At 61.7% G+C, this 21,151-nt stretch carries 15 protein-coding genes and 1 pseudogene; 2 read left to right on the top strand and 14 right to left on the bottom strand.

Annotation, left to right across the window (positions count from 1 at the left end; translation table 11 throughout):
- Positions 1-789: 789 nt before the first annotated feature.
- From KHO33_RS36810 to KHO33_RS36750, 13 genes are all read right to left on the bottom strand, one after another.
- Positions 790-1,983 (bottom strand): monovalent cation:proton antiporter-2 (CPA2) family protein, encoded by a 1,194-nt coding sequence (locus KHO33_RS36810; RefSeq protein ID WP_200567678.1) that lies wholly within the window; start codon positions 1,981-1,983, stop codon positions 790-792.
- Between the two features lie 53 nt (positions 1,984-2,036).
- Positions 2,037-2,621: a PqiC family protein gene (locus KHO33_RS36805; protein ID WP_234480842.1), complete on the bottom strand. Its 585-nt coding sequence runs from the start codon at positions 2,619-2,621 to the stop codon at positions 2,037-2,039.
- The gene (locus tag KHO33_RS36800; RefSeq protein WP_200567676.1) at positions 2,621-4,240 is read right to left on the bottom strand and encodes a PqiB family protein; all 1,620 of its coding nucleotides are present in this window, start codon (positions 4,238-4,240) and stop codon (positions 2,621-2,623) included. The genes KHO33_RS36805 and KHO33_RS36800 overlap by 1 nt, the downstream gene beginning before the upstream one ends.
- Positions 4,233-5,498, bottom strand: coding sequence for a paraquat-inducible protein A (locus tag KHO33_RS36795; protein ID WP_200567675.1), 1,266 nt, complete (start codon positions 5,496-5,498; stop codon positions 4,233-4,235). The genes KHO33_RS36800 and KHO33_RS36795 overlap by 8 nt, the downstream gene beginning before the upstream one ends.
- On the bottom strand, positions 5,495-6,985 hold the full coding sequence (locus tag KHO33_RS36790; protein WP_200567674.1) for an efflux transporter outer membrane subunit: 1,491 nt from the start codon (positions 6,983-6,985) through the stop codon (positions 5,495-5,497). The genes KHO33_RS36795 and KHO33_RS36790 overlap by 4 nt, the downstream gene beginning before the upstream one ends.
- Position 6,986: 1 nt before the next feature.
- Entirely contained in the window at positions 6,987-10,220 is a 3,234-nt protein-coding gene (locus tag KHO33_RS36785; RefSeq protein ID WP_200567673.1) for an efflux RND transporter permease subunit, read from the bottom strand.
- Positions 10,221-10,233: 13 nt separating this feature from the next.
- Entirely contained in the window at positions 10,234-11,475 is a 1,242-nt protein-coding gene (locus KHO33_RS36780) for an efflux RND transporter periplasmic adaptor subunit (protein WP_200567692.1), read from the bottom strand.
- A gap of 11 nt (positions 11,476-11,486) precedes the next feature.
- Complete coding sequence (locus KHO33_RS36775; RefSeq protein ID WP_200567672.1) at positions 11,487-11,891, bottom strand: hypothetical protein; 405 nt, start codon at positions 11,889-11,891, stop codon at positions 11,487-11,489.
- Between the two features lie 27 nt (positions 11,892-11,918).
- Positions 11,919-12,392, bottom strand: coding sequence for a YMGG-like glycine zipper-containing protein (locus KHO33_RS36770; RefSeq protein ID WP_200567671.1), 474 nt, complete (start codon positions 12,390-12,392; stop codon positions 11,919-11,921).
- 192 nt (positions 12,393-12,584) lie between these two features.
- Entirely contained in the window at positions 12,585-13,145 is a 561-nt protein-coding gene (locus KHO33_RS36765; protein WP_200567670.1) for a lipid-binding SYLF domain-containing protein, read from the bottom strand.
- A 154-nt stretch (positions 13,146-13,299) separates the two neighbouring features.
- Positions 13,300-13,686 (bottom strand): response regulator transcription factor, encoded by a 387-nt coding sequence (locus tag KHO33_RS36760; RefSeq protein WP_200567669.1) that lies wholly within the window; start codon positions 13,684-13,686, stop codon positions 13,300-13,302.
- 163 nt (positions 13,687-13,849) lie between these two features.
- On the bottom strand, positions 13,850-14,485 hold the full coding sequence (locus KHO33_RS36755; protein ID WP_200567668.1) for a response regulator transcription factor: 636 nt from the start codon (positions 14,483-14,485) through the stop codon (positions 13,850-13,852).
- Positions 14,482-16,056, bottom strand: coding sequence for a sensor histidine kinase (locus tag KHO33_RS36750; RefSeq protein WP_234480841.1), 1,575 nt, complete (start codon positions 16,054-16,056; stop codon positions 14,482-14,484). Before KHO33_RS36750 ends, KHO33_RS36755 begins: the two co-directional genes overlap by 4 nt.
- A 600-nt stretch (positions 16,057-16,656) precedes the next feature.
- Here KHO33_RS36750 and KHO33_RS36745 point away from each other — a divergent pair.
- Positions 16,657-19,362: a hypothetical protein gene (locus KHO33_RS36745; RefSeq protein ID WP_200567667.1), complete on the top strand. Its 2,706-nt coding sequence runs from the start codon at positions 16,657-16,659 to the stop codon at positions 19,360-19,362.
- A 174-nt stretch (positions 19,363-19,536) separates the two neighbouring features.
- Here KHO33_RS36745 and KHO33_RS36740 read toward each other — a convergent pair.
- A pseudogene (locus KHO33_RS36740) lies at positions 19,537-19,860 on the bottom strand (Tn3 family transposase); the annotation flags it as partial.
- A gap of 157 nt (positions 19,861-20,017) precedes the next feature.
- Between KHO33_RS36740 and KHO33_RS36735 the strand changes: the two are divergent.
- On the top strand, positions 20,018-21,142 hold the full coding sequence (locus KHO33_RS36735; RefSeq protein WP_200567666.1) for a potassium channel family protein: 1,125 nt from the start codon (positions 20,018-20,020) through the stop codon (positions 21,140-21,142).
- Positions 21,143-21,151 lie beyond the last annotated feature (9 nt).

The following is a 21,151-nucleotide window of genomic DNA, read 5'->3' as shown; positions in this document are numbered from 1 at the left end:
CCTGGCCTTTCACGTGCCCACACGTGCCGACGACGTAGTCGGTTCCTACAGGAGAAGATGACCAGGCATGCGGTTCCAGCCCCTGAGCGTAGACCGTCGCGGCCAGCGACAGGTCGGCCGTCACGCTCCTGCCCAGCAAAGAGCGACAAAAACATGCCGCTCGCCATTCCGCCTTGAGGCGTGCTGGCAATCGGACGTGTCGTCCCGTTCCCCCGCACTCGCCAGTTCGACAATTTTGCGCTTGCACCGGGTCTCGCAAGAGTCTCTCCGTATTTATGCCTGTAGCCACCGCATTGGGCCCGTTCCCAATCGCAGGTTTTCAATTGCAGCCCTGATGATTAGCCGTTTTGATGCATGTTTTGCCACCCGGGCTCCTGTATATGCCCTTTCCGTTCCTGGTCTTCGCTTCTCCGCCCTTGCTTGTCTGGGTCGTAGTTACTCCGGCCTGATTCTTCTGAGCCTTAAAGGCGTTACCAGTGTTCGGGTTATAGCCGCCGGCCGTCTGTCCGTTGTTGCAAACGGTCCGGCCAGTTGCGCTAGTGCTGCACTCGGCGAATGCGCTCGATGAGAGCATTACGCACGCCAGCATGACCAGAATTCTCACGGTCACCTCCTGATGTGGTCGGCACAAAATCGTTGCGCAGGCCGCGAACACGACGACATGGCAGACGATTTCTGCCAGTTTCCTGCCCGTCGGAAAGGCGGTGTCTATTGAACGGCTCCTTTTGAACCGACTACTTTGCATCGGTGCGCCTGTTCCGGACGATCCGGAACAAGCGGCTGGTAAAACTAAGGCTTGCGCGACGCAGAGGCCTTCGCATGCCTTTCAACACGTGGCAACCATAGCCGGTTGTGGGCAAGGAGCAGCACCGGGGTGGTGACCATCGACAGCGCGACCACGAGCGTGACGAGCGATGACAGGCGCTGATCGATCACGCGCGCCGCGAATGAAGCGGCCAGCACCACGAACGCGAACTCGCCACCCTGCGACAGCAGGATCGCAAAGTACGCGCGTTGCGTGCCCGGTACCTGAAACCGGGTCGCCAGAAGCCACATTGCCGCCGTCTTGATGAAGACCAGCGCTACCACCAGAACCACGATTCGCAGCGGTTCGCGCGTCAGCACGCCGAAATCGATCGACATGCCGACGGCGATGAAGAACAGTCCAAGCAGCAGTCCCTTGAAAGGCGCCATGTCGGACTCGACCTCGTGACGGTACTCAGAATCGGCAAGCAGCACGCCCGCGAGAAACGCGCCCAGCGACATCGACAGATGGACGCCCTCCATGAGCAGCGCAATGCCGATCACCCAGAGCAGCGCAAATGCGGTGAAGATCTCAGGCACGCCGGTACGCGCGATCGCACGAAGGGCATAGCGCAGCAGAAAGCGGCCGGCGAGCGCCACCGCAGCAAGCATGGCCAGTGCTTTCACAGTCACGAGCCACCCTGGTTCCGCGGTGCCATCGGCCGTAGCCGGTCCGAGCAAAGGCAACAGCGCTATCAGCGGGATCGCTGCCATGTCCTGGAACAGCAGGATGCCAAAGCCGGCACGCCCGGCCGGCGTATCCATCAACTTGCGTTGCTGGAGCTCGGCGATCACCATCGCGGTCGACGACAACGCAAGCGCAAGGCCACCCGTCAACCCGATCCGCCATGACGAGCCGAACGCGATAAAAATTGTCGTCAGGAGCGCGGCGCAAAGCGCCATCTGGATCCCGCCATAGCCGAAGATCGTGCGGCGCATCGCCCAGAGCTTTGCGACATGCATTTCAAGCCCGATGACGAACATCATCAGCACGATGCCCAGTTCGGAGAAATGGAGGATCGCGTCAACGTCGGTCACCAGCTTCAACACCCACGGACCGATCATGACACCCGCGACCAGATAGCCGAGCACGGAGCCGAAGCCAAGCCGGATCGCCAGCGGCACGGCAATCAGCGCCGCCGCCAGAAAAATGACCACATCGATCAGCAACTTTGCCATGCGGCGTCCTCCTGGACGCAATGCGTCTCCGACTGCATCGCCCCTGCGGTGTTTCAGGGCGATGCCGCCGAGCGGATCGAAGTGGAGATATCGCGGCTGATTGTGGCGAAGGCCCGGCTGTAGGCGGCCGCCACCGCATCGTAGCCGGCGCCGGCACAGGGCTCGCGCACGGTGCTGCGACCGCTGAGCGGCGCACGTTTGCCGGGCGGCGAAACCGACCACAACGCATCCACCGTCACCGCATCGCCGAGCGTGGCGTCAAAGCGCTGGACGTCGATCTGCACACGATAAACCGCGGCCTGATCTCCGGCCATCGGGTAGGCCGACACGCGCGGGCTATTCAGATCCTGCGCGACATCGGCGGCAATCACACGCGGGATCTGGCTCTTCAATGAGTCTGCCCAGCGGGCGAATTCGTCGATCGTCACCTGATTGGCGCCGGCGCGCACCACGATCTGCGGCCGGTCGACGAGTTCGGGCACAGTGACAGACACGATCAGCACAGCAATCGACGTGACAGGGTCCGCACTTTCGCGCGGTGCCTCCGGACTCAATGTGTAGAAGTCCGCCTTTGGCGAGGCACAACCAGCCAGCGCAACGACAGCCAGCGCGATTGCGAGGAGTAAGAATAAGCGCATCACTTGTTATCCCCCGGTTTGCCTCGAATCAGCGCCTCAGGATGACGTTCGAGGTAATCCGCCAGCGTGCGGAATGCCGCCGCAGTGCGCGCGAGTTCACGCATCGCATCGGCGGTGCCCTGCTGCAACTGCGAGTTCGGTTGCAACGCACCGTTCGCCGAGTTCAGCGCCGTCTGCGCGGCCGCGAGCGTGTCCTTCGCCTGCGGCATCACCTCGGTGTTCAACTGTTTGAGGAGTACATCCGCGTCGGCCAGCGTCTTTTGTGCGTCCTTGCCGATCCCTTCGAACGGGATCTTGTTCAGCTTGGCGACCAGACTGGTCACCGAATCCTGCAGCGATTGCAGCCCGCCTGGCACGGTCGGAATTTCCGGCGGCGTCGTGTTCCAGTTAACCTCGGCTTTGGGCGCGGCGGGGAAAAAGTCGAGCGCGACATACAGTTGTCCGGTCAGCAGGTTTCCGGTTCGCAGCTGCGCGCGCAAGCCGTGCTCGACCAGCCATTCCGCCATCTGGTGGGGATCCGATGCGAGCCTGCCTCCGGTCGCACCCGACTTGTAACGCGACGTGAAGCGCTCCGGATAAAGACGCACCTCGACCGGAATACTGAACAGCTTGTTGACGGGATCGAAGCGCGTATAGATTGCCGCCACCTCGCCCACCACGATGCCGCGGAAATCGACCGGTGCCCCGACCGTCAACCCGCGCACCGAGTCGTTGAAATTGAATACATAGGTATCGACGATGCGATCGTGACGCTTCATCGCCTCCGTACGATCGTGGAACAGCATAAATTCGGTACGAACGGCAGCCTCGGGCTGACTGGTTGTCTCATCCGGCGTCTGGAACGCAAGGCCGCCGATCAGGATCGCGACCGCCGATTGCGTGTTGACCTTGACGCCATCGGTACCCAGCGACACGTCGACGCCGCTTGCATGCCAGAAGCGTGTATCGCTCTGCACGTACTTGTCATAGGGGGCGTTGATGAAGACCCGCAGCGTGACGCCCTTGCCGTCTGCGTCGAGCGAATACGAGGTGATCTGTCCGACCTGCAGGCGTCTGAAGAAGACGGGAGAGCCGATATCGAGCGAGCCCATATCCTCGCTCTTCAGCACGAACTCTCGTCCCGGTACGCCGCTGGCAAAAACCGGCGGCGACTCGAGTCCGACATAGTCGCGCCGCGACTTCGTCGAGGCGCCCAGATCCATGCCGATGAACGAACCGGACAGCAGCGTGCTGATGCCCGAAACCGTGCCCCCGGAAATGCGCGGGCGCACGACCCAGAAGCGCGTATCGTCGACCAGCATGTTCGAGGCGTCCTTGACAAGCTCAGCCGTTGCGATGACGCTGCGGTGGTCGCTCGACAAGGTCACGCTCTTGATTACGCCGACGTCCACGTTCTTGAACTTGATCTTGGTCTTGCCGGCTTCGAGACCTTCACCGGTCGCGAAGCTGATGGTGACCGTCGGCCCCTGCTCGAGGACGGCCTTCACGGCCAGCCAGCCGCCGATCAGCACCGCAATGATCGGCACCAGCCAGACGATCTGCATGCGCCAGCGCGAGCGGGGCGTGGCCACCGCTTCGGGGAGATCGGGCGGCTCTGGCCGGTCGGGAGGGTTAGCCATGATGAGCCTCCTTCGCGTCCCAGATCAGACGCGGGTCGAACGACATGGCCGCGAACATCGTCAGCACGACCACCGCGCCAAACGCAACGGCGGCCGGCCCAGCCTGGATGGTCGCTAGCGCATTGAACTGGACGAGTGCGACGAGAATGGTGATCACATAGATATCGAGCATGGACCAGCGCCCGACGAGCTCCACCAGCCGGTAGATACGCGTTCTCTGCTGCAGTAGCGCGACTGAGCGCCGCTGCGTCGAGACGACGAGGTACATGATCGCCATGATCTTGAGCATCGGAACAGCGATGCTCGCGATAAACACAATGACGGCGAGCGGCCACGATCCGGACGTCCAGAGGTAGACCACGCCGCTCAGAATCGTGTCTTTTTGCGCACCGAACAGCGAACTCGTATTCATGACAGGCAGCATGTTTGCCGGGATGTAAAGCACCATCGCAGCGATCAGGAACGCCCACGTGCGTGCGTAGCTCGCCGGTTTGCGCGCGTGAAGATGCGAACCGCACCGCGGACAGCTGGCGTCGTACACATGCGCGTCCGACTTCACCAGCAACCCGCAACTGTGGCATGTCATCAGACCGCTAGCCATTGCCGTGCGTGCGGACGGCGCCGCGAGCTGATCGGGATCCGGTGCGCCGCTGTGGCGGTCACCCATTCGCTGCCAGAGCTCGTGGGGATCGAATGCGGAGCTGGCGGCCGCGAGCAGCAGCATGAGCGTGCCGAACGACCAGAGCGCCACACCCGGCACGACACTGGCGATATGCGCCAGCTTGACCAGCGCCACCAGCATGCCGAGGATCAGGACCTCCGTCATGCCCCACGGCTGCGCCAGATGCATGAGGCGAAACACGACGTCGGCCCGATACGGCGTGCGATGAAGCCGCAGTGGCACCAGCATGTACGCCATGCTGGTCATCTGCAGCAGCGGCATCAGGAATGTCGTCGCGAGCACGAGCCCCGCGATCGGCCACATGCCGTCGCTGTACAGCACGCGAACGGCGCCCAGCAAGGTCGTCTCGACCAGATCGCCATTGACCGACAGGCCGACGACCGGATACACATTGGCGATCACGAACAGCACGATCGATGTGAGCGTGAAGGCCAGCGCCCGGTCGAGGCTGTCCGGATGGTTGCGGTACAGCTCCGCGCGACAGCGGCAGCATCGCAGCACGCCCTCACCTGTCAACGGCGCTTCACGTTGCAGCAGATCGCATTCGTGGCAGGCGATGAGGCGCTCGGTTGTCATTGCGGCTGCTCCGTCGCGGCTTCATTCTTTCCACGCACCACAGCGCCCTGTTGCATCACCTGGCCTGTCATGCCCTCGGCCTGTACAACCCACCCGCCTCCCATTGCCTTGTAGAGACCAATCAGGGAGTTGAACACCACGCCATTGGTTTGCGTATAGCTGAGTTGCGCGTTGAAGAGACTGCGCTCCGCGTCCAGCACCTCGATGTAGCTTGTGTAGCCCCCTTCGTAACGCAGCCGCGCGAGCCGTGAATAGGTGCGCAATGCATCCATCTGACGCCCTTGCACGACGAGTTGCTCGCGTGACTTTTGCAGGGCGATCAGTGCATCGTCGACTTCCTGGAACGCTACCTGGATCGACTGCTGATACTGGACCAGCGCCTGTTGCTGCTGCGCTTCCGCCTGCTTTACCTGACCGCTGATACTGCCCGCGGTAAAGATCGGCACCGTCAGCGAGCCGGCATACGACCAGACGCGAGCGGGACTGGTGAACAGTTTCGAGAACTGCCCGCTGACCGATCCAAACAGACCCGTCAGCGAAATTGACGGAAAGTACAGCGCGCGCGCGGCGCCGATCAATGCATTCGCGGCGATCAGGTTTTGCTCGGCCTGCAGCAGATCGGGGCGGCGCTCGAGCAGGTCGGACGGCAGACCCGCAGGTACAGCGGGCACCGCTAGTTCGGTCAGTTCGCGGCCGCGCAGGATCGGGCCGGGATTGCGGCCGAGCAGGACCGAGAGGGCGTCCTCCTGCTGGGCAATCTGCGTCTCGATCTGCGGAATCGTCGCGAGCGACGCCTCGTATTCCGACTGGCTTTGCGCGAGCTCCATCTGCGAGACGTCGCCACCTGAAAACCGTGCCTGGAAGACTTTCACCGAGCCGGCGCGGCTGTCTGTCGTCGCCTTGGCGATCACCAGTTGCGCATCGAGATCGCGCAGATTGATGTAGGCGGTGGCAACTGAGGCAACCAGCGACAGGATCGTCGCGCGACGCCCCTCCTCGCTCGCAAGCAGGCTCGCGCGCGCCGATTCGGTCTCACGCCGCACCCGGCCGAACAGGTCGATTTCCCACGCGACCATCAACGGCGCCTGAAACTCGTTGAACACCGGCCCGACACCGGGCGGCAACGGTGTGGGGCCGGCCTGCGAGGCACGCTGGCGGGACGCGTCGAAGCCGGCGCTGAGCTGCGGAAACAGCGCCGAGCGGGTCGTGACGAACTGTCCGAGAAACTGGTCGACGCGAGCGGCGGCGATCTTCACATCCTTGTTGTCCGCAAGCGCGGCCAGGATCAGATCGTTCAACACCGGATCCTGAAATTGTTCCCACCAGCGCGTATTGGCGACGTCGACCGCTTCGCTGGTTGCGAAACGATAGGTTGCGGGCGTCGCCACGTTGGGCCGCACGTAGTCGGGGCCGAGCAGACAGCCGCCCAGTGCCAGCACTAAGGGCAATGCAGGCCCCAGACGCAGCAGGGACGCTCGGCCGCGCATGTCAGTCATCCCCATGCCGCGCGGACGGCGTGATCGACGGGCCGCCCGGGCCCGGTTGCACAACGGGCGCCGGCTCCTGTCCCCCGGCTCCGCTGCTTGCCCCAGGTGTCTTCTTGCCGCCCATCTTCTCCGAAATCGACTCAAGCACGTAAAAGAACATCGGGATGAAGAACACCGCGATCACGGTTGCGCCGAGCATGCCGCCGATCACACCCGTGCCAATCGAATGCCGACTGTTCGCCGACGCGCCGAGCGCGATCGCGAGCGGGACGCAGCCAAGGATGAACGAGAACGACGTCATCACGATCGGGCGCAGCCGCTCGCTCGCAGCCATGACGGCGGAGTCGTACACCGATTTCCCCGCCTCGCGGTTCAGCACCGCGAACTCGAAAATCAGGATCGCATTCTTCGCCGCCAGCGCGATCAGCATCGTCAGCCCGATCTGGAAGTAGACATCGTTCTGGAGGCCGCGCAGCAGGATGGCGAGCAGCGCACCGAACAGCGCGAAAGGCACCGCCAACAGCACGCCAAATGGCAAACTCCACTTCTCGTATTGCGCGGCAAGGATCAGGAACACCATCACCAGACCGAACACGAACACCAGCCCTGAGGTACCGCCGGCCTGTTTTGCTTCGTAGGCCTCGCCGCTCCACCCCACGCCATAGTCGTCGGGCAGCACCTGTTGGGCGACTTCATCAAGCGCGGCGATCACCTGCCCCGAGCTGTAGCCGGGCGCCGCATTGGCGGTGACCTTCACCGCCGGGAAATTGTTGAACCGCGTCACCAGATCGGGGCCGGTGACAAAGCGGGACGTCACCACTGCCTTGAGCGGCACCATGCTGCCGGTCTTGCTGCGCACGAAGATCTGGTCGAGATCCTGCGGCGTGAGCCGGTACGACGGCTCGGCCTGCAGGATGACCTGCCACAGCCGGCTCGAACGGTTGAACTGCGACACGTACAGCGAGCCGAACATCGTCTGCATCGCGCTGTACACCTCCTCGATCGGCACACCCAGTGTCTCTGACCTGTCGCGGTCCACGTCGACCAGCAACTGCTGGGACGACGCATTGAAGGTCGACGTCACGCGCGCCAGTTCGGGCCGCGTTTTAGCCTTCGTGACAAAATCGTCCACCACCTGGGCCAGTTGCGCGATGGTGGCGTCGCCCTGGGCCTGAATCCACATCTCGGTACCACCAGTGGTTCCAAGTCCCGGAATCGACGGCGGGTTGACCGGCAGGATGATCCCCTCCTTCACTTTCGAGAGGTTTTCGTACGCATCGATCAGCACGGCCCGCGCATTCTGCGTCTTGATGTTGGCAAACTTGTAGCGTTCATCGAAGCTCTTGAAGCCGATAAAAAACGCGCCTGCATTGTTCTTGTTCTGGCTGTCGAGCAGGCTGAAACCGTCGACGATCGTCACGCTGCTCACCGCGGGCTGCTTCATGAAGTAATCAGTGACGTGCTGCGAGACCTCGCCGGTTCGATCGAGACTCGCGGCGTCCGGCATGATGACTGCACCCAGCAGATAACCCTGGTCCTCGGGCGGCAGGAACGACGTGGGAATCGTCCTCATCATGACGACCGCAAGCGCGATCATCCCGGCGAACAGTAATAGCGCGACCGCGAAACGTTTGATGACCAGTTTCACCAGATTCGAATAGCCGGTCGTGATCCTTCCAAACGCGTTATCGAACCACCTGAAGAAGCCACGCTTTTCGTGGTGCACGGGTTTTAGCAGCAATGCGGCAAGCGCAGGCGACAGCGTGAGCGCGACGATGGTGGAGAACACAACCGAAATCGCAATCGTGATCGCGAACTGCTTGTACAACTGGCCGGTAATCCCACCGAGAAACGCCACTGGCACGAACACCGCGCACAGGACGAGCGTAATCGCCACGATCGGACCAGAGATCTCATCCATCGCGCGTTTCGCGGCGTCCCTCGGACTCAGCTTGTGCACGTTCATGTTCCGTTCGACGATTTCAATCACGACAATGGCGTCGTCCACCACGATGCCGATCGCCAGCACCATGCCGAACAGCGTCAGCATGTTGATCGAGAAACCCATTGCCAGCATTCCCATGAAGGTGCCGACAATCGACACGGGCACCGCGAGCACTGGAATCACGGTGGCGCGCAGGCTCTGCAGGAACACAAACACGACGATCACGACGAGCAGGAGCGCTTCAAAAAAGGTCTTGACGACGTCGGAGATGGACGCACGGGTGAAGTCGGTCGTGTCCATCGCGATGCTGTAGTCGATGCCTTCGGGGAACGACTTCTTCATCTTGGCAAGCGTCGCGTGCACCTGCTTCGATACGTCAAGGGCGTTAGCGCCCGGCTGCTGGTAAACCGCAATGACCGTGGCCGGCTTGCCCTGGTACTTGCTGCGGATCGAGTAATCCTTCTGGCCGAGTTCTGCGCGGCCGATGTCCTTGAGCCGCACGATCGCCGCGGCACCGCTGGCCGCGCGGATAATGATGTTTTCAAACTGCGCCGGATCGCTCAGCCGACCGGTGGTGGTGACCGCAAACGACTGCTCGACCGGCGTACCGGTCGGCGACTGGCCGAGGCGGCCGACGGCGAACTGCTGGTTCTGGTTGGCCACCGCTCTCTGCACGTCGCCCGCCGTGATGCCCAGTTGTGCCATACGATCGGGTTTCAGCCAGATGCGCATCGCGTAGTCGGGCGTGCCGAAGATACTCGACTGGTTGGCACCGGGAATGCGCTTGAGCGCATCGAGCACATAGATGTTCGCGTAGTTGGCAATATAGGTAGCGTCGTAGCGGTTGCTCGGCGAATAGATGGCGATGACCATCATGAACGCCGACGACTTCTTCTGAACCTGGATGCCCTGCGACTGCACCGACGAAGGCAGTTGCGGCAAGGCCAGATTCACGCGGTTCTGCACGTCGACCTGCGCAAGATCGGGGTTGGTGCCGATCTGGAAGAAGGCGTTGATCGTCAGATTGCCCGTCGATGAACTCGACGAGTTCATGTAGATCATGTTGTCCGCGCCGTTGACCTGCTGCTCGATCGGCGCGGCCACATTGTTCGCGACCACGTCCGCGCTCGCACCCGGGTAAGTGGCGGAAATCGTGATCTGCGGCGGCGTGATGTCGGGGTACTGCGCAATCGGCAGAGCCAGCATCGCCAGCGCGCCCCCCAGCGTGATGACGATCGAGATGACAGACGCAAAGATCGGGCGCTCGATGCAGAAATGGGAGATGTTCATTTCGCGCGCCCGGTTACTTCGTCATGGTCCGTTCGGACTGGCGCGCGGCGAGATGCTGCGCTTCGCTCTGCAACGCACCGGCGCCAGGATGCGGACTGGGCGTCCCGGTGATTTTCAGCGGCGCGTCCGCGATGACCCGGATGGCGCCATCGACCACGACGCGCTCCCCTGGTTTCAGCCCTTCGGTGATGAACCAGTCGTCACCGTGCCATTCGCCGACTTCGACCACGCGTTGATGCGCTTTCGAGTCGTTGTCGACCACCCACACGAAGTGGCTCTTCGCGCCCTGCAACACCGCGCGCTGCGGCACGAGGATCGCATTCGGACGCACGGCGCCCGAGACCCGCGCACGGACGAATTGCCCCGGGCGCAGACTGCCCTCAGGATTCGCGAACGACGCACGAACGAGGAACGTGCCGGTTTCCGTGCTGAAGGCCGGGTTCGTGAAGTTGATGTGACCGCGGGCAGGAAACACCGTGCCATCGGCCAGCACGACGGTGACCTCGAAATCGTTGCTGGCGGGAAACACCAGCTGCTTTTTCTGGATCTGGTCGCGATACCGGAGCAGCTCGTTTTCAGAGACGCTGAAGTTGACCCACATCGGATCGAGCTGGTAGACGTAGGTGAGCAGGCCCGTTGCGGCGGCGGTCACGTAGCTGCCGTCCTGCTGCCTGGCGAAACTGGACAACCCCGCGAGCGGAGATTTGATCGTCGTATAGCCGAGGTTGAGCTGCGCGGTCTGCACCTGTCCTTGCGCGGCGATCACCGCGGCTTCCGCCTGCTTTTCATTGCCGGTCGCGTCGTCGAGATCCTTCTTGCTCAATGCGTTCTGCGCGGCAAGCGGTATCACACGAGCAAGATTGGCTTTCGTCACGTAGAGCCTCGCCTGCTGCTGCGCGAGTTCGCCCTTTGCAGTCTGGAGCGCTGCTTCGAACGGCTTGGTGTCCATCAGGAAAAGCGTCTGCCCCGCATGGACCAGTTGCCCCTCGGTGTAGACCCGCTTGTCGAGAAAGCCGTCAACCCGTGCCCGAATCTCGACTTCGCGTGAGCTCTGCGTCTGCGCGGTGAATTCGAAGTCGACCGGCGTATCGTGCGGCTCGACCTTCATCACGGTCACCTCGATGGCACCAACGGGTGGCAGCGTCGCCGGTTTGCTGCAGCCAGCGCAAAGTACGAGCATTGCACAGGCGAGCACGAGTCTCAAATCATCCAGTGACAATGGTTTCAGGCAGGCATTCATCGGCGTGCATTTCATGACATCACCCGTCATGGCTTATCAGGCGTGCAGGCACCGAACAGCACATAGGCATCTTCACTGTTGACGAGCGAGCCAGTCATCGTCCCGTCTGTCCTGTCGAGCGCAATCGTCCACGCGAAGCCACGCTCCGTGCCCTGCAGGAAAATCTGGCTCTGGCCTGTTTCGATAAAGCGGATGGGAGTGGTACGCTGCGGCCCGGCTATCGTCTTCCTGGTGAAATCGATGCGCAGGAATTGCGGCATGCCGAGTTCGGCCGGCAGGCCCCGCAGACAAGTCTCGCCAGCGTCACACCCGTGCGCATCTACTGTCGCGCACAGCAGGGGCTTGCTGCCGTCAAAGTCGGCCGCCCACAACGAGGCCGATCCGAGCCAGCAGAGCGCGGCAAACGCGAGACGCAGGCATTTCTTTTTCACGGCTGTCTCTCCCGCCTCTATCGATGTCTACTGGACCGTGTACCCACGGCCGGTCATGCACGCGGCGACTGCGCGGTTGAACGTCGCCATCTGCTGGGCGACCTGTTGCTGGCCGCCTTGCTGCTGTCCGGCCGCGGCCTGATTCATGCGGTGCTGCCGCAGGCCGCCAGCTGCCGTCCCGGTGACCGCACCAATCGCGGCGCCCTTGCCTGCGTTGCCTGCGATCGCACCGACCGCTGCGCCAAGGGCGGCGCCGCCGGCTGCACCCTTGATCGCTCCCCCTTGCTGCTGCGGAGCACCCGGTTGACCGGACTGCTGCGCAATCGCGACCGGATCGACGCCCGTCGTCTGCTTCGCCCACAGCTGGCATTCGGCGGTATCCGTGTTCTGCTTCTGGAGACTCTGCCCGTTGGCCGGATAGATGATGGGCTGCTGCGCGGAGGCTGCGAAGCTCAGCGCGCACACCACCAGGCCGATTGCGACTCGCTGCATTCGTTGCATGACTTGAGGCCCTCAATGTTCTACGGTCGACCTGTTCACTGGCTACCGGCGGTCAATGTCTGCGCGACACGCAAACGATTTCCCGGTTCTCCCAAGCAGGTTTCCCGATCGCGCGCCCGGCGCGGCGTGCATTACCGAAGCGCTTCGCGTAAGAGCATCGGTGGCCATGACCGCACGGGGATATTGCGCACTTCACTGGTCAAACTTGACAATTCTCTGCCCCTGAACGCCCAGACCAGCCATCAAACCCTGCTGGCCAAAAATGAACGCATAGACATCTGACTTCAATGTCGTAGTTGTCATCGACTTCGCCATCCCTGCATCCACCACCACGACGCTCGGTCCCACACCAACGGACATTCCGGTGCCACTCGTGAGGTCAGTGAGTGCCGCGTCGGTCATGAAAAACATCGCCTCCGAAAAGGTTTGTGCGCCTGCCTGCATCCCATATGAAACCCCGCGCGCCCTGTAGTACCCAATGATCCTGCCATCCGGACTAAACGCCACGCCCTTTCCACCTTGCGCACCGACTATCAACCCAGCCTTGACGATGCTCGGGAACACGACGACGGCTTTCGCCTGGTATTGGAGATCCTTCGCCTTCGGCGTGCTGTCGAATAGTTGCTGCAGGGCCTGACGTGCTTGCGCGTCTAACTCGGGGTCCCCACCATTGGCAACAGTCGGGTTCGTCGAACACGCCACGGCAAACAGAAAGAGGGGAACCGCGAGAATCAGCCGAAAGTACTTGATCATGATGCGTGCTCCATTCATAAATTGACACCACGGTATGAAACGCGTTTCCGCCTCGATTTCTTCGCAGGCCAAGTGAATAGTGGTGTTTGCGTCCCGTTAAAACAATTGGCCTTTGGTCCCATATCGCCTCAATACGCAAGCGCACGGGCTTGCGCTATGGCGGCTGATTGCCTTCAAGGGCAGCGCGTACCGTCCTGACAAAAAGTTCGTCGTTGAAGGGTTTACGCAAATAGGCGACCGCGCCGGCCGCGAGTGCCTGCTCGCGCACGCCAATGTCGTCGTGGGCGGTGATGAAAATGACAGGCATGCCACTCCCGGCCAGACGCTGCTGGACTTCCAGCCCGTTCAACCCGGGCATCTGCACATCGAGAATCACGCAGTCGGGGTGATAGGACGGCATGGACGACAGGACCTCGAGGAACGCGTCGCCGCTTGCGAACGTTTCGGATGCAATCCCGATTGAGCGCAACAGTCTCCTGATCGCGCGGCTCACCGATTCATCGTCATCCACGACGACAACAAATGGTTTGAGTTTTCCCATTGTGAGTAGCCCGGTATCCGGGAATGCACGCGCAAGTGCATTCCCCCATACGACAGCGTACGAGTCAGACAGGTTTGCCGATATTGGACCTTAGTCCCGGGTGGACACCCGAGAGCGAAAAGCGCGCCAGCACTGATTGCCGTTCGCGCCAGATTGCTGCTGCCTAGTGCGATGCGTGGGTTTCGGCAGCACCACCGAGACCGACCTTGTCTGCGACGCGGACAAGCTCGGCCAGCGACGTGACTTCCATCTTCGACATCACGCGCGCGCGATGGGCCTTGATCGTTTTTTCGACGGTACCCAGATCGCCGGCGACCTGCTTGTTCAGACGTCCGGTCACGACGAGCGCCATCACTTCCCGCTCGCGAGGTGTCAGCCGTCCGAGACGCACACGGATTGCATCCAGTTCGCGGTGAACGGCGTACGTTTTCTCCAGGCGCTCGAACGCCTGTCCGATCGCATGCAGCAGATCGGTATCACGCACCGGTTTTGGCAGGAAATCGGTTGCCCCCGCCTTCATGGCGCCTACGGTCATGGGGATGTCCCCGTACCCGGTGATGAAAATGATCGGCAGCGCCTCATTAAGCTCGCGCTGCAGTTCCAGACCGCTGAGATCCGGCAATTGAATATCTAATACCAGGCACGCAGGACAGGTATCGGCGCGCATCCTGTCGAGAAATGCGCGCGCCGAATCGAATGTCTCGACCCGATAGCCGGCGGACTGGATCAGACGCGCCAGCGCACGACGCACAGAATCGTCGTCGTCGACGACGAAGACGAGCGAATCAGAGTCTGTCATGGCCAGTATCGCGACTCGTCCTGCCCCGTCGCAGTCGTATCCTCCGCGGGCAGAGTGACATAGAACGTCTCGCCTCGATCGATGTTGTTTTCGGCCCAGAGTCGCCCACGGTGCATGTCGATGATGGAGCGGCTAATCGACAGTCCCAGACCGAGCCCTTGAGGTTTTGATGTAAAGAATGGCTTGAAAATCTTGTCGAGCTTGTCGGAAGTCAGTCCATGGCCCCGATCGCGAACGGCGATACAGGCCATGCCATTGCTCTCGGACCGGAGCGTCACCGAGACCACACGATCAAGCGGCGATACATTGCTCATCGCATCGAATGCGTTGAGCAGGAGATTGAGGATGACCTGCTGCAGCTGCACCCTGTCGCCACGCACCGGAGGCAGATCACCGTCGATATCGAGTGTTACGCGCATTCCGCGCACAATCGCGTCGCTGTGCACCAGAAGGATCACGTCACGGATCACGCCCGCGAGGTGGAGTGGCGCGACCTCCAGATCGCCCTTCTTGACGACTGCGCGAATGCGCCGAATCACTTCGCTTGCGCGGTAGTCATCCTGAACGATGTCATTCAGGATCTCCCGAACCTCACCCAGATCGATCGGATCAATAGCGATAAACCGCTGCGCGGCCTGCACGTTACTCAGGATGGCGGTAAGCGGCTGGTTCAATTCGTGGGCTAGCGATGAGGCCAACTGGCCCATGGTGGACACCCGCGTCAGATGCGCAAGCTCCTGGCGGTTGCGGTGTAATTCATATCGATCCGTCCGGTCGATCATGAATGCGAGCGTTACGTTGTCGTCATCGAAGCGAAATGCACTAAGCCCGATTTCCACGGGAAACTCCGTGCCGTCCTTGCGCCGCGCAGACAGTTCGTGCAAAGGCTCCATGCCGCGGGATTGCCGTAACGCGGACGGGCCTGCCCAGAAGCCGGCACTGCTGTCGAAGTGCAACTCAGGCACCAGCAGTTCTACAGATCTCCCCATGATTTCGTCGGATTCGTATCCAAACAGCTTCGCAGTTTGCGGGTTGACCATCACCATGAGGCCATGCTCGCCGAGCATCAGAATCGCAAACGGCAATAGCGCCAGTGCCTCGCGAAAGTAACGCTCACCGCTCCCTCGCTCGACCGCGCCGGCGTGTGAACCCGCCAGGCCCACCGCTCGTCCGCCACTATCAGAGGGCCCCCGGTGAACGAATCTTGCGGAAGCCGTCCTGAGGAGTCGCTCCGCAAATGGATGCCCGGCGCGCGCCCCACGTTGACCCGCTTCCGGCACACGGGAAGCTTCCGCGACGCGAAGGTTCTCCGCGCGTGTCTCGCATGTCTCTCCTGACGAGCCTGCTCTCGCCAACGCGTCGAAAGGACTGGCTCTCCTGGCCATCCTCGATAAGCGTGCCCGCACTACACGCAGGCCGAGCATGGCGCGCGCAGCGTAACGCGCTGACAGACGTGACGGATTGTGACTAGCGATCAATGCCCCCGCCCGTCGGCGTCGCACCAGCGCCATCCCTAACCACAAAATGATTGCCGTTTCCAGAACAACAATAGTTGGCACGAAGATGCTCATGGCCGAACTGCCTCTCAAATGTCGGCACCGAAAGATGGGCTGACAAAAAATTCGCTCTGGATTTCGACAAGGGCAAGGCCCCTTGACCCCGCCGCATGTTACCGCCGCCAGATGTTGCGAAGCGGGCCGGAAACTCGGCATCGTGGTTCGCTCGTCAGAGCGTGCTCCAAGCCCGCGTCATGGGCAAGCTTTCGAGTCGTCATCTTTGTTATGCGCCGCCCGTCCGGAGATTTGCTGGCGTGGCAGATGGCAGGGCTGGACGTGGACACCGCCGGCCAGATAGAAATCCCGATAAAAACTTCCAGGACCGGATAAGACTGAATTGCAAAGTAATCCTAGTACGCAGTGAGAAAATAGTAAATGACGTGCACTCGTATTCTTTTTACCTTTCAACTCGATGACTCTGTACTGGATAGCCGTTGCATTGGACCAAGGTCCAATTGCATGCGCGCCGTAGTGAACCTATCATTTTAGCTGCACCACTGACGACAACAGCGACCCGGCCGCCAACATCGGTACCCCGTGTCTGCTCATTCGCCTTCCGTCCCTGGCACGGGTCGCGCTGCGGAAGTGCCGTGAGGCGGACAGGAGCAAAGCATCGTGACTTCCAGACTGCCCATCCGCGTGTTGACGCTGGTACTGGCGTTGTCGGCCATCCAGCCAATCCGCGCCGCGACACAAGACCCGGGTTGGCCGCGTGAGCTAACGAGAGACGACGCAACACTCGTCTATTACCAGCCACAGATCGACGACTGGAAAGACTTCAGGGAAGTGACCGGTCGAATGGCCATTAGCGTAACGCCACGTGGTGGCAAGCCGCAGGTAGGCATTATCACGGTGCAGATGCACACGGATGTTGATGTCGATAGCCGTAACGTGCTCCTGAGCAATCCGCAAATTACCGGTACGACCTTTCCTGACACAGACCCGGAAACGGCCAAAAGGCTGGATCAGCTCGTACGCAAATTCCTCAATCCTGAGGCTTCGCTGACCATATCGGTCGACCGCCTCGTCGCAAGCGTGGAGAAAAAGAACCCTCCCCCGGTTGCGGCGGTCAAGAATGACCCGCCCGCCATCTTTGCCAGTTTCGGACCGGCGATCCTGCTATTTGTCGACGGTGAACCGGTCCTCGCGCCGGTTCAGAACTCGGACCTCGCGTTTGTCGTCAACGCGAGCTGGCCCCTCTTCTTCGATAGCGCCGGCCACCAGTACTACCTGTTCACCGGGCAGTCGTGGATGGCGTCGACCGACCTGAAAAGCGGATGGGCAGAAACGAAAACGCTCCCTGCGAAGATGTCGAAGGTTCCTGCCGATCCCACCTGGGCAGACCTGAAGCCCTTTATCCCCCCGTCCAAAGGGAACAAGGGCAAGGCTCCGGGCGTGTTCTTCAGCAATACCCCCGCTGAGCTGATCGTCTTCGACGGGCAACCGGTCTATGCAACGATTCCTGGCACCCAGCTGGTCTTCGCAAAGAATACCGATAGCGATGTATTCGTCTATTCACCGACCAGGGCTTACTACTATCTGACCGGCGGCCGGTGGTTTTCCGCACCCGGACCAAGCGGGCCGTGGACGTTCGCGACCAATGATCTGCCGGCGGATTTCGCGAAGATTCCGCGCGATAGCGTGGCTGCGAGAGTCCTGAGCTCCGTGCCTGGGACGCCGGAAGCGGAAGATGCGGTGCTGCTCGCGCAGGTCCCGACGACCGTCGAGGTCAATCCCACTGCGGCCGCGGCCGCCGTCAAGGTTTCGTACAGCGGCGAACCCAAGTTTCAGCCAATCCAGGGTACGCCGCTCTCATACGCTGCGAACACGCCTGACAAGGTGATCAAGGTGGAAAATCGCTACTACGCCTGCTCTCAGGGCGTGTGGTTCGATTCTCCGTCGCCAACGGGGCCATGGCAAACCAGTACGTCCGTGCCCCAGGTCATCTATACGATCCCGCCGAGTTCGCCGGTCTATAACGTGACCTACGTCACGCAACAGGTGACGCCGGCCGGCACCGTCCAGGCGAGCTACACAGCCGGGTATCTCGGTGTGTTCATCGCAGGCGCGGCAGTCGGCGCAATCATCGCGCAGGGCAATGGGTACTACTATCCGCCCTACGTGGGCGTGGGTCCAGGGCGTTACCCGGTTTACTATCCGCGTCCCGCACCCTACGGTTATCGCACCTACAACCCTTATACGGGAGCCAGCGGCGTGAGAGGCGTCGCTTACGGCCCGAACGGCAGCGCGCAATGGGGGACCTCGTACAATCCCTCTACAGGTACCTACGCACGTGGCGCGACGGCTTCAGGGAGGTACGGCAGCGGAAGTATTGCGCAGGCCTACAATCCCTACACCGGCACCTATGCGGCTACGCGTCAGGGCTCGAATGCGTATGGCCAATGGGGAAGTTCCGTCGTCGTGAAGGGCAACCAGTGGGCGGCGACGCAGCATTCGACAACGGCCAGGGGCTCGGTTGGTACCTATCAGAATTCCGCAGGTGGCAAGGCCATTGCTGGCACGACCGCCAATGGCCGTGCGGTGGCAGGCAAAACCGCGAGTGGCGACCTGTATGCGGGCCGTGACGGGAATGTCTACAAAAACACCAATGGTAGCTGGCAGAAATACGAAAATGGCTCCTGGTCTTCGGTCAACAAGCCCACGCCACAGGGCACGCAACCGCTAGCACAGAGCGCTCAACAGCAGCGCCCCACCAGTGCCCAGGCTGCTAATTCCGCCACTGCCCAGCAAAGGGCACAGATCGCCCAGCAGCAGCGTCCCACCGCGGCCCAGACCGCCAATTCCGCCACTGCCCAGCAAAGGACACAGAGCGCCCAGCAGCAGCGCCCCACCAGTGCCCAGACTGCTAATTCCGCCACTGCCCAGCAAAGGGCACAGAGCGCCCAGCAGCAGCGCCCCACCAGTGCCCAGACCGCGAATTCCGCCGCTGCCCAGCAAAGGGCACAGAGCGCCCAGCAGCAGCGTCCCACCGCGGCCCAGACCGCGAATTCCGCTACTGCCCAGCAAAGAGCACAGATCGCCCAGCAGCAGCGTCCTACCGGAACCCAGCCTGCCAATTCAGCGGCCGCTCAGCAAAGAGCGCAGAGCGCTCAACAGCAGCGTCAAACTCCATCGGCTGCGAACGGGCCGGGCGGCGGCTCTCCCCAAAGTCCTGCGGGTGGCTTTAACCGGGCCAGCGGACAGGCGCCCTCCGGTGAACTGAACCAGCAAATGCAGAATCGGCAGCGAGGTGCCGCCCAGAACCAACGCTATGCCCAAGGCGAGCGCCGTGGTGGCGGTGGCGGCGGCTTTCGCCGATAGTGGTCCGCACCGCGTGCTCATTGCGTCGACTAATCTCCGGAAACCATCATGGCGAACGCACGCAAGGCGCAACCCTCAAGGATAACGACGACTTCGACAGTCTGTCGCAGCTGTTTCCTGAGAGCCTCGACAATCAGGTCGGCAGGACGGCCCGGCTGGGTCGTCGACGAAGTTTCAGCCCGTGCGCTGCGAAGGTGACGCCACACCCACCACGAGACTCGGCATAAGCCGATGCACATAGTCGGCGATCGGAAAGTCGAAGGTGCCGCGCAGATTGATATCTTCCAGCGATATCGGGGCGATGCTGCGCAGGTGTTCAGTTAACACAGGCTGGTAGCCGGGCTTCTCGATCCTGTCGAGTGCGCGTTGTATGTGCTGCGTATCCCACGCAATGACTGCATTAGTCAGCAACGTCAGCGCCGAGGAGACCGCAATCATCGAGTGGCGGTGACGCGTGGGTTCGACCTTGTCGCGTAAGCCATGGTGCACATCATGCTGTCAGATGTCCAACCGCACTATTCCACCGAAGCTTCATCCATCGACTATATTGATCGTGCGATGCGGCTGTCGTGGTTCAATTGCCGAATCCCGAAGGCCCCCTGAACGCACCCGATATCGCGGTAGAAATGCCATTACTGCCCACCGCATGGATCCCATGCGTGCGCAATTCATTGAGGAGGTGCGCGTGCCAACCGGGCGCCGCAATCTGGCTCGTCGTTTTCGCCTGCCGCGGCGCACCCGTCCGCCATGGCAGCCGCCGCGCGCCAGGATATTGTTCACGCGGCCGACCAATCCGCCGCATCGCGTGCTGCTGCAGCGTCTTTACTTCGTGGCTGGGCTGTGCGCGCTCGCATTTCTCGTGCTGTACTTCGACCGCAATGGTCTGCAAGACGCGACGAAACAAGCACTCGGGGTCATCGACGTGGCGTACTTCACGATGGTCACGGTCATGACCATCGGCTACGGCGACATTGTGCCGATCACAGCCCGCGCACGGCTGATCGTTGCGTTCTTCATCGGACCGATTCGCATCATCATCTGGTTCGTCTTTCTGGGCACCGCCTATCAGTTCGTCATTCAACGCGCGATCGAGGAGTTCCACATGAGTCGTCTGCAAAAACAGTTGCACGATCACGTGGTCGTGTGCGGCTATGGGCTGAGTGGCTCAGTCGCTGTGCGCGAGTTGCTGGAAAGCGGCGTCAATCCCGAATCGATCGTCGTAATCGATCAGCACCAGGCGGCCCTTGAAGCGGCGACCGCGCTCGGGGTCGCCGGTCTACTCGGCGATCCATCGCGCGAAGACATGCTGCAACAAGCTCAGGTGCGCGCGGCGAAAGCGGTGATCATCGCGGTATCGGACGATCCGACCGCGATCCTCCTGACCCTCAGCGTTCGCAACGTCGCGCCGACGACGAAGGTCGTCGTGCGGATTCAGGAGCACACCTTTCAGCGGCAGTTGCGGCAGGCGGGGGCGGACGTCATCGTATCGTCAACGAAGATCGGCGGGCTGCTGCTCGCCGACGCGGTACAGAGCCGCTACCTCGTCCCGTTCATCAACGACCTGCTGTCGGCGCGCGGTCGCGTGACCCTGGTCGAGCGACCAGCTGCGACGCACGAGATCGGCTGCGCGACAAACGCGGTCGCAGGCGCGCTTGTGGTCGGACTGGTGCGCGACGGGACCATGATGTCGTTCTATGAGGACGCGCCCTGCACGATCGATAAGGGCGATATGCTGATCGTCATTCAATCAACGCGTACGCCCGGCACGGCCGCCGAGTGACGGCGACCG

The organism is Paraburkholderia nemoris, assembly GCF_905221015.1.
GTDB lineage: Bacteria > Pseudomonadota > Gammaproteobacteria > Burkholderiales > Burkholderiaceae > Paraburkholderia > Paraburkholderia nemoris.
The sequence above is the reverse complement of the archived record's forward strand: the minus strand, read 5'-3'. Positions and strand labels throughout refer to the sequence as shown.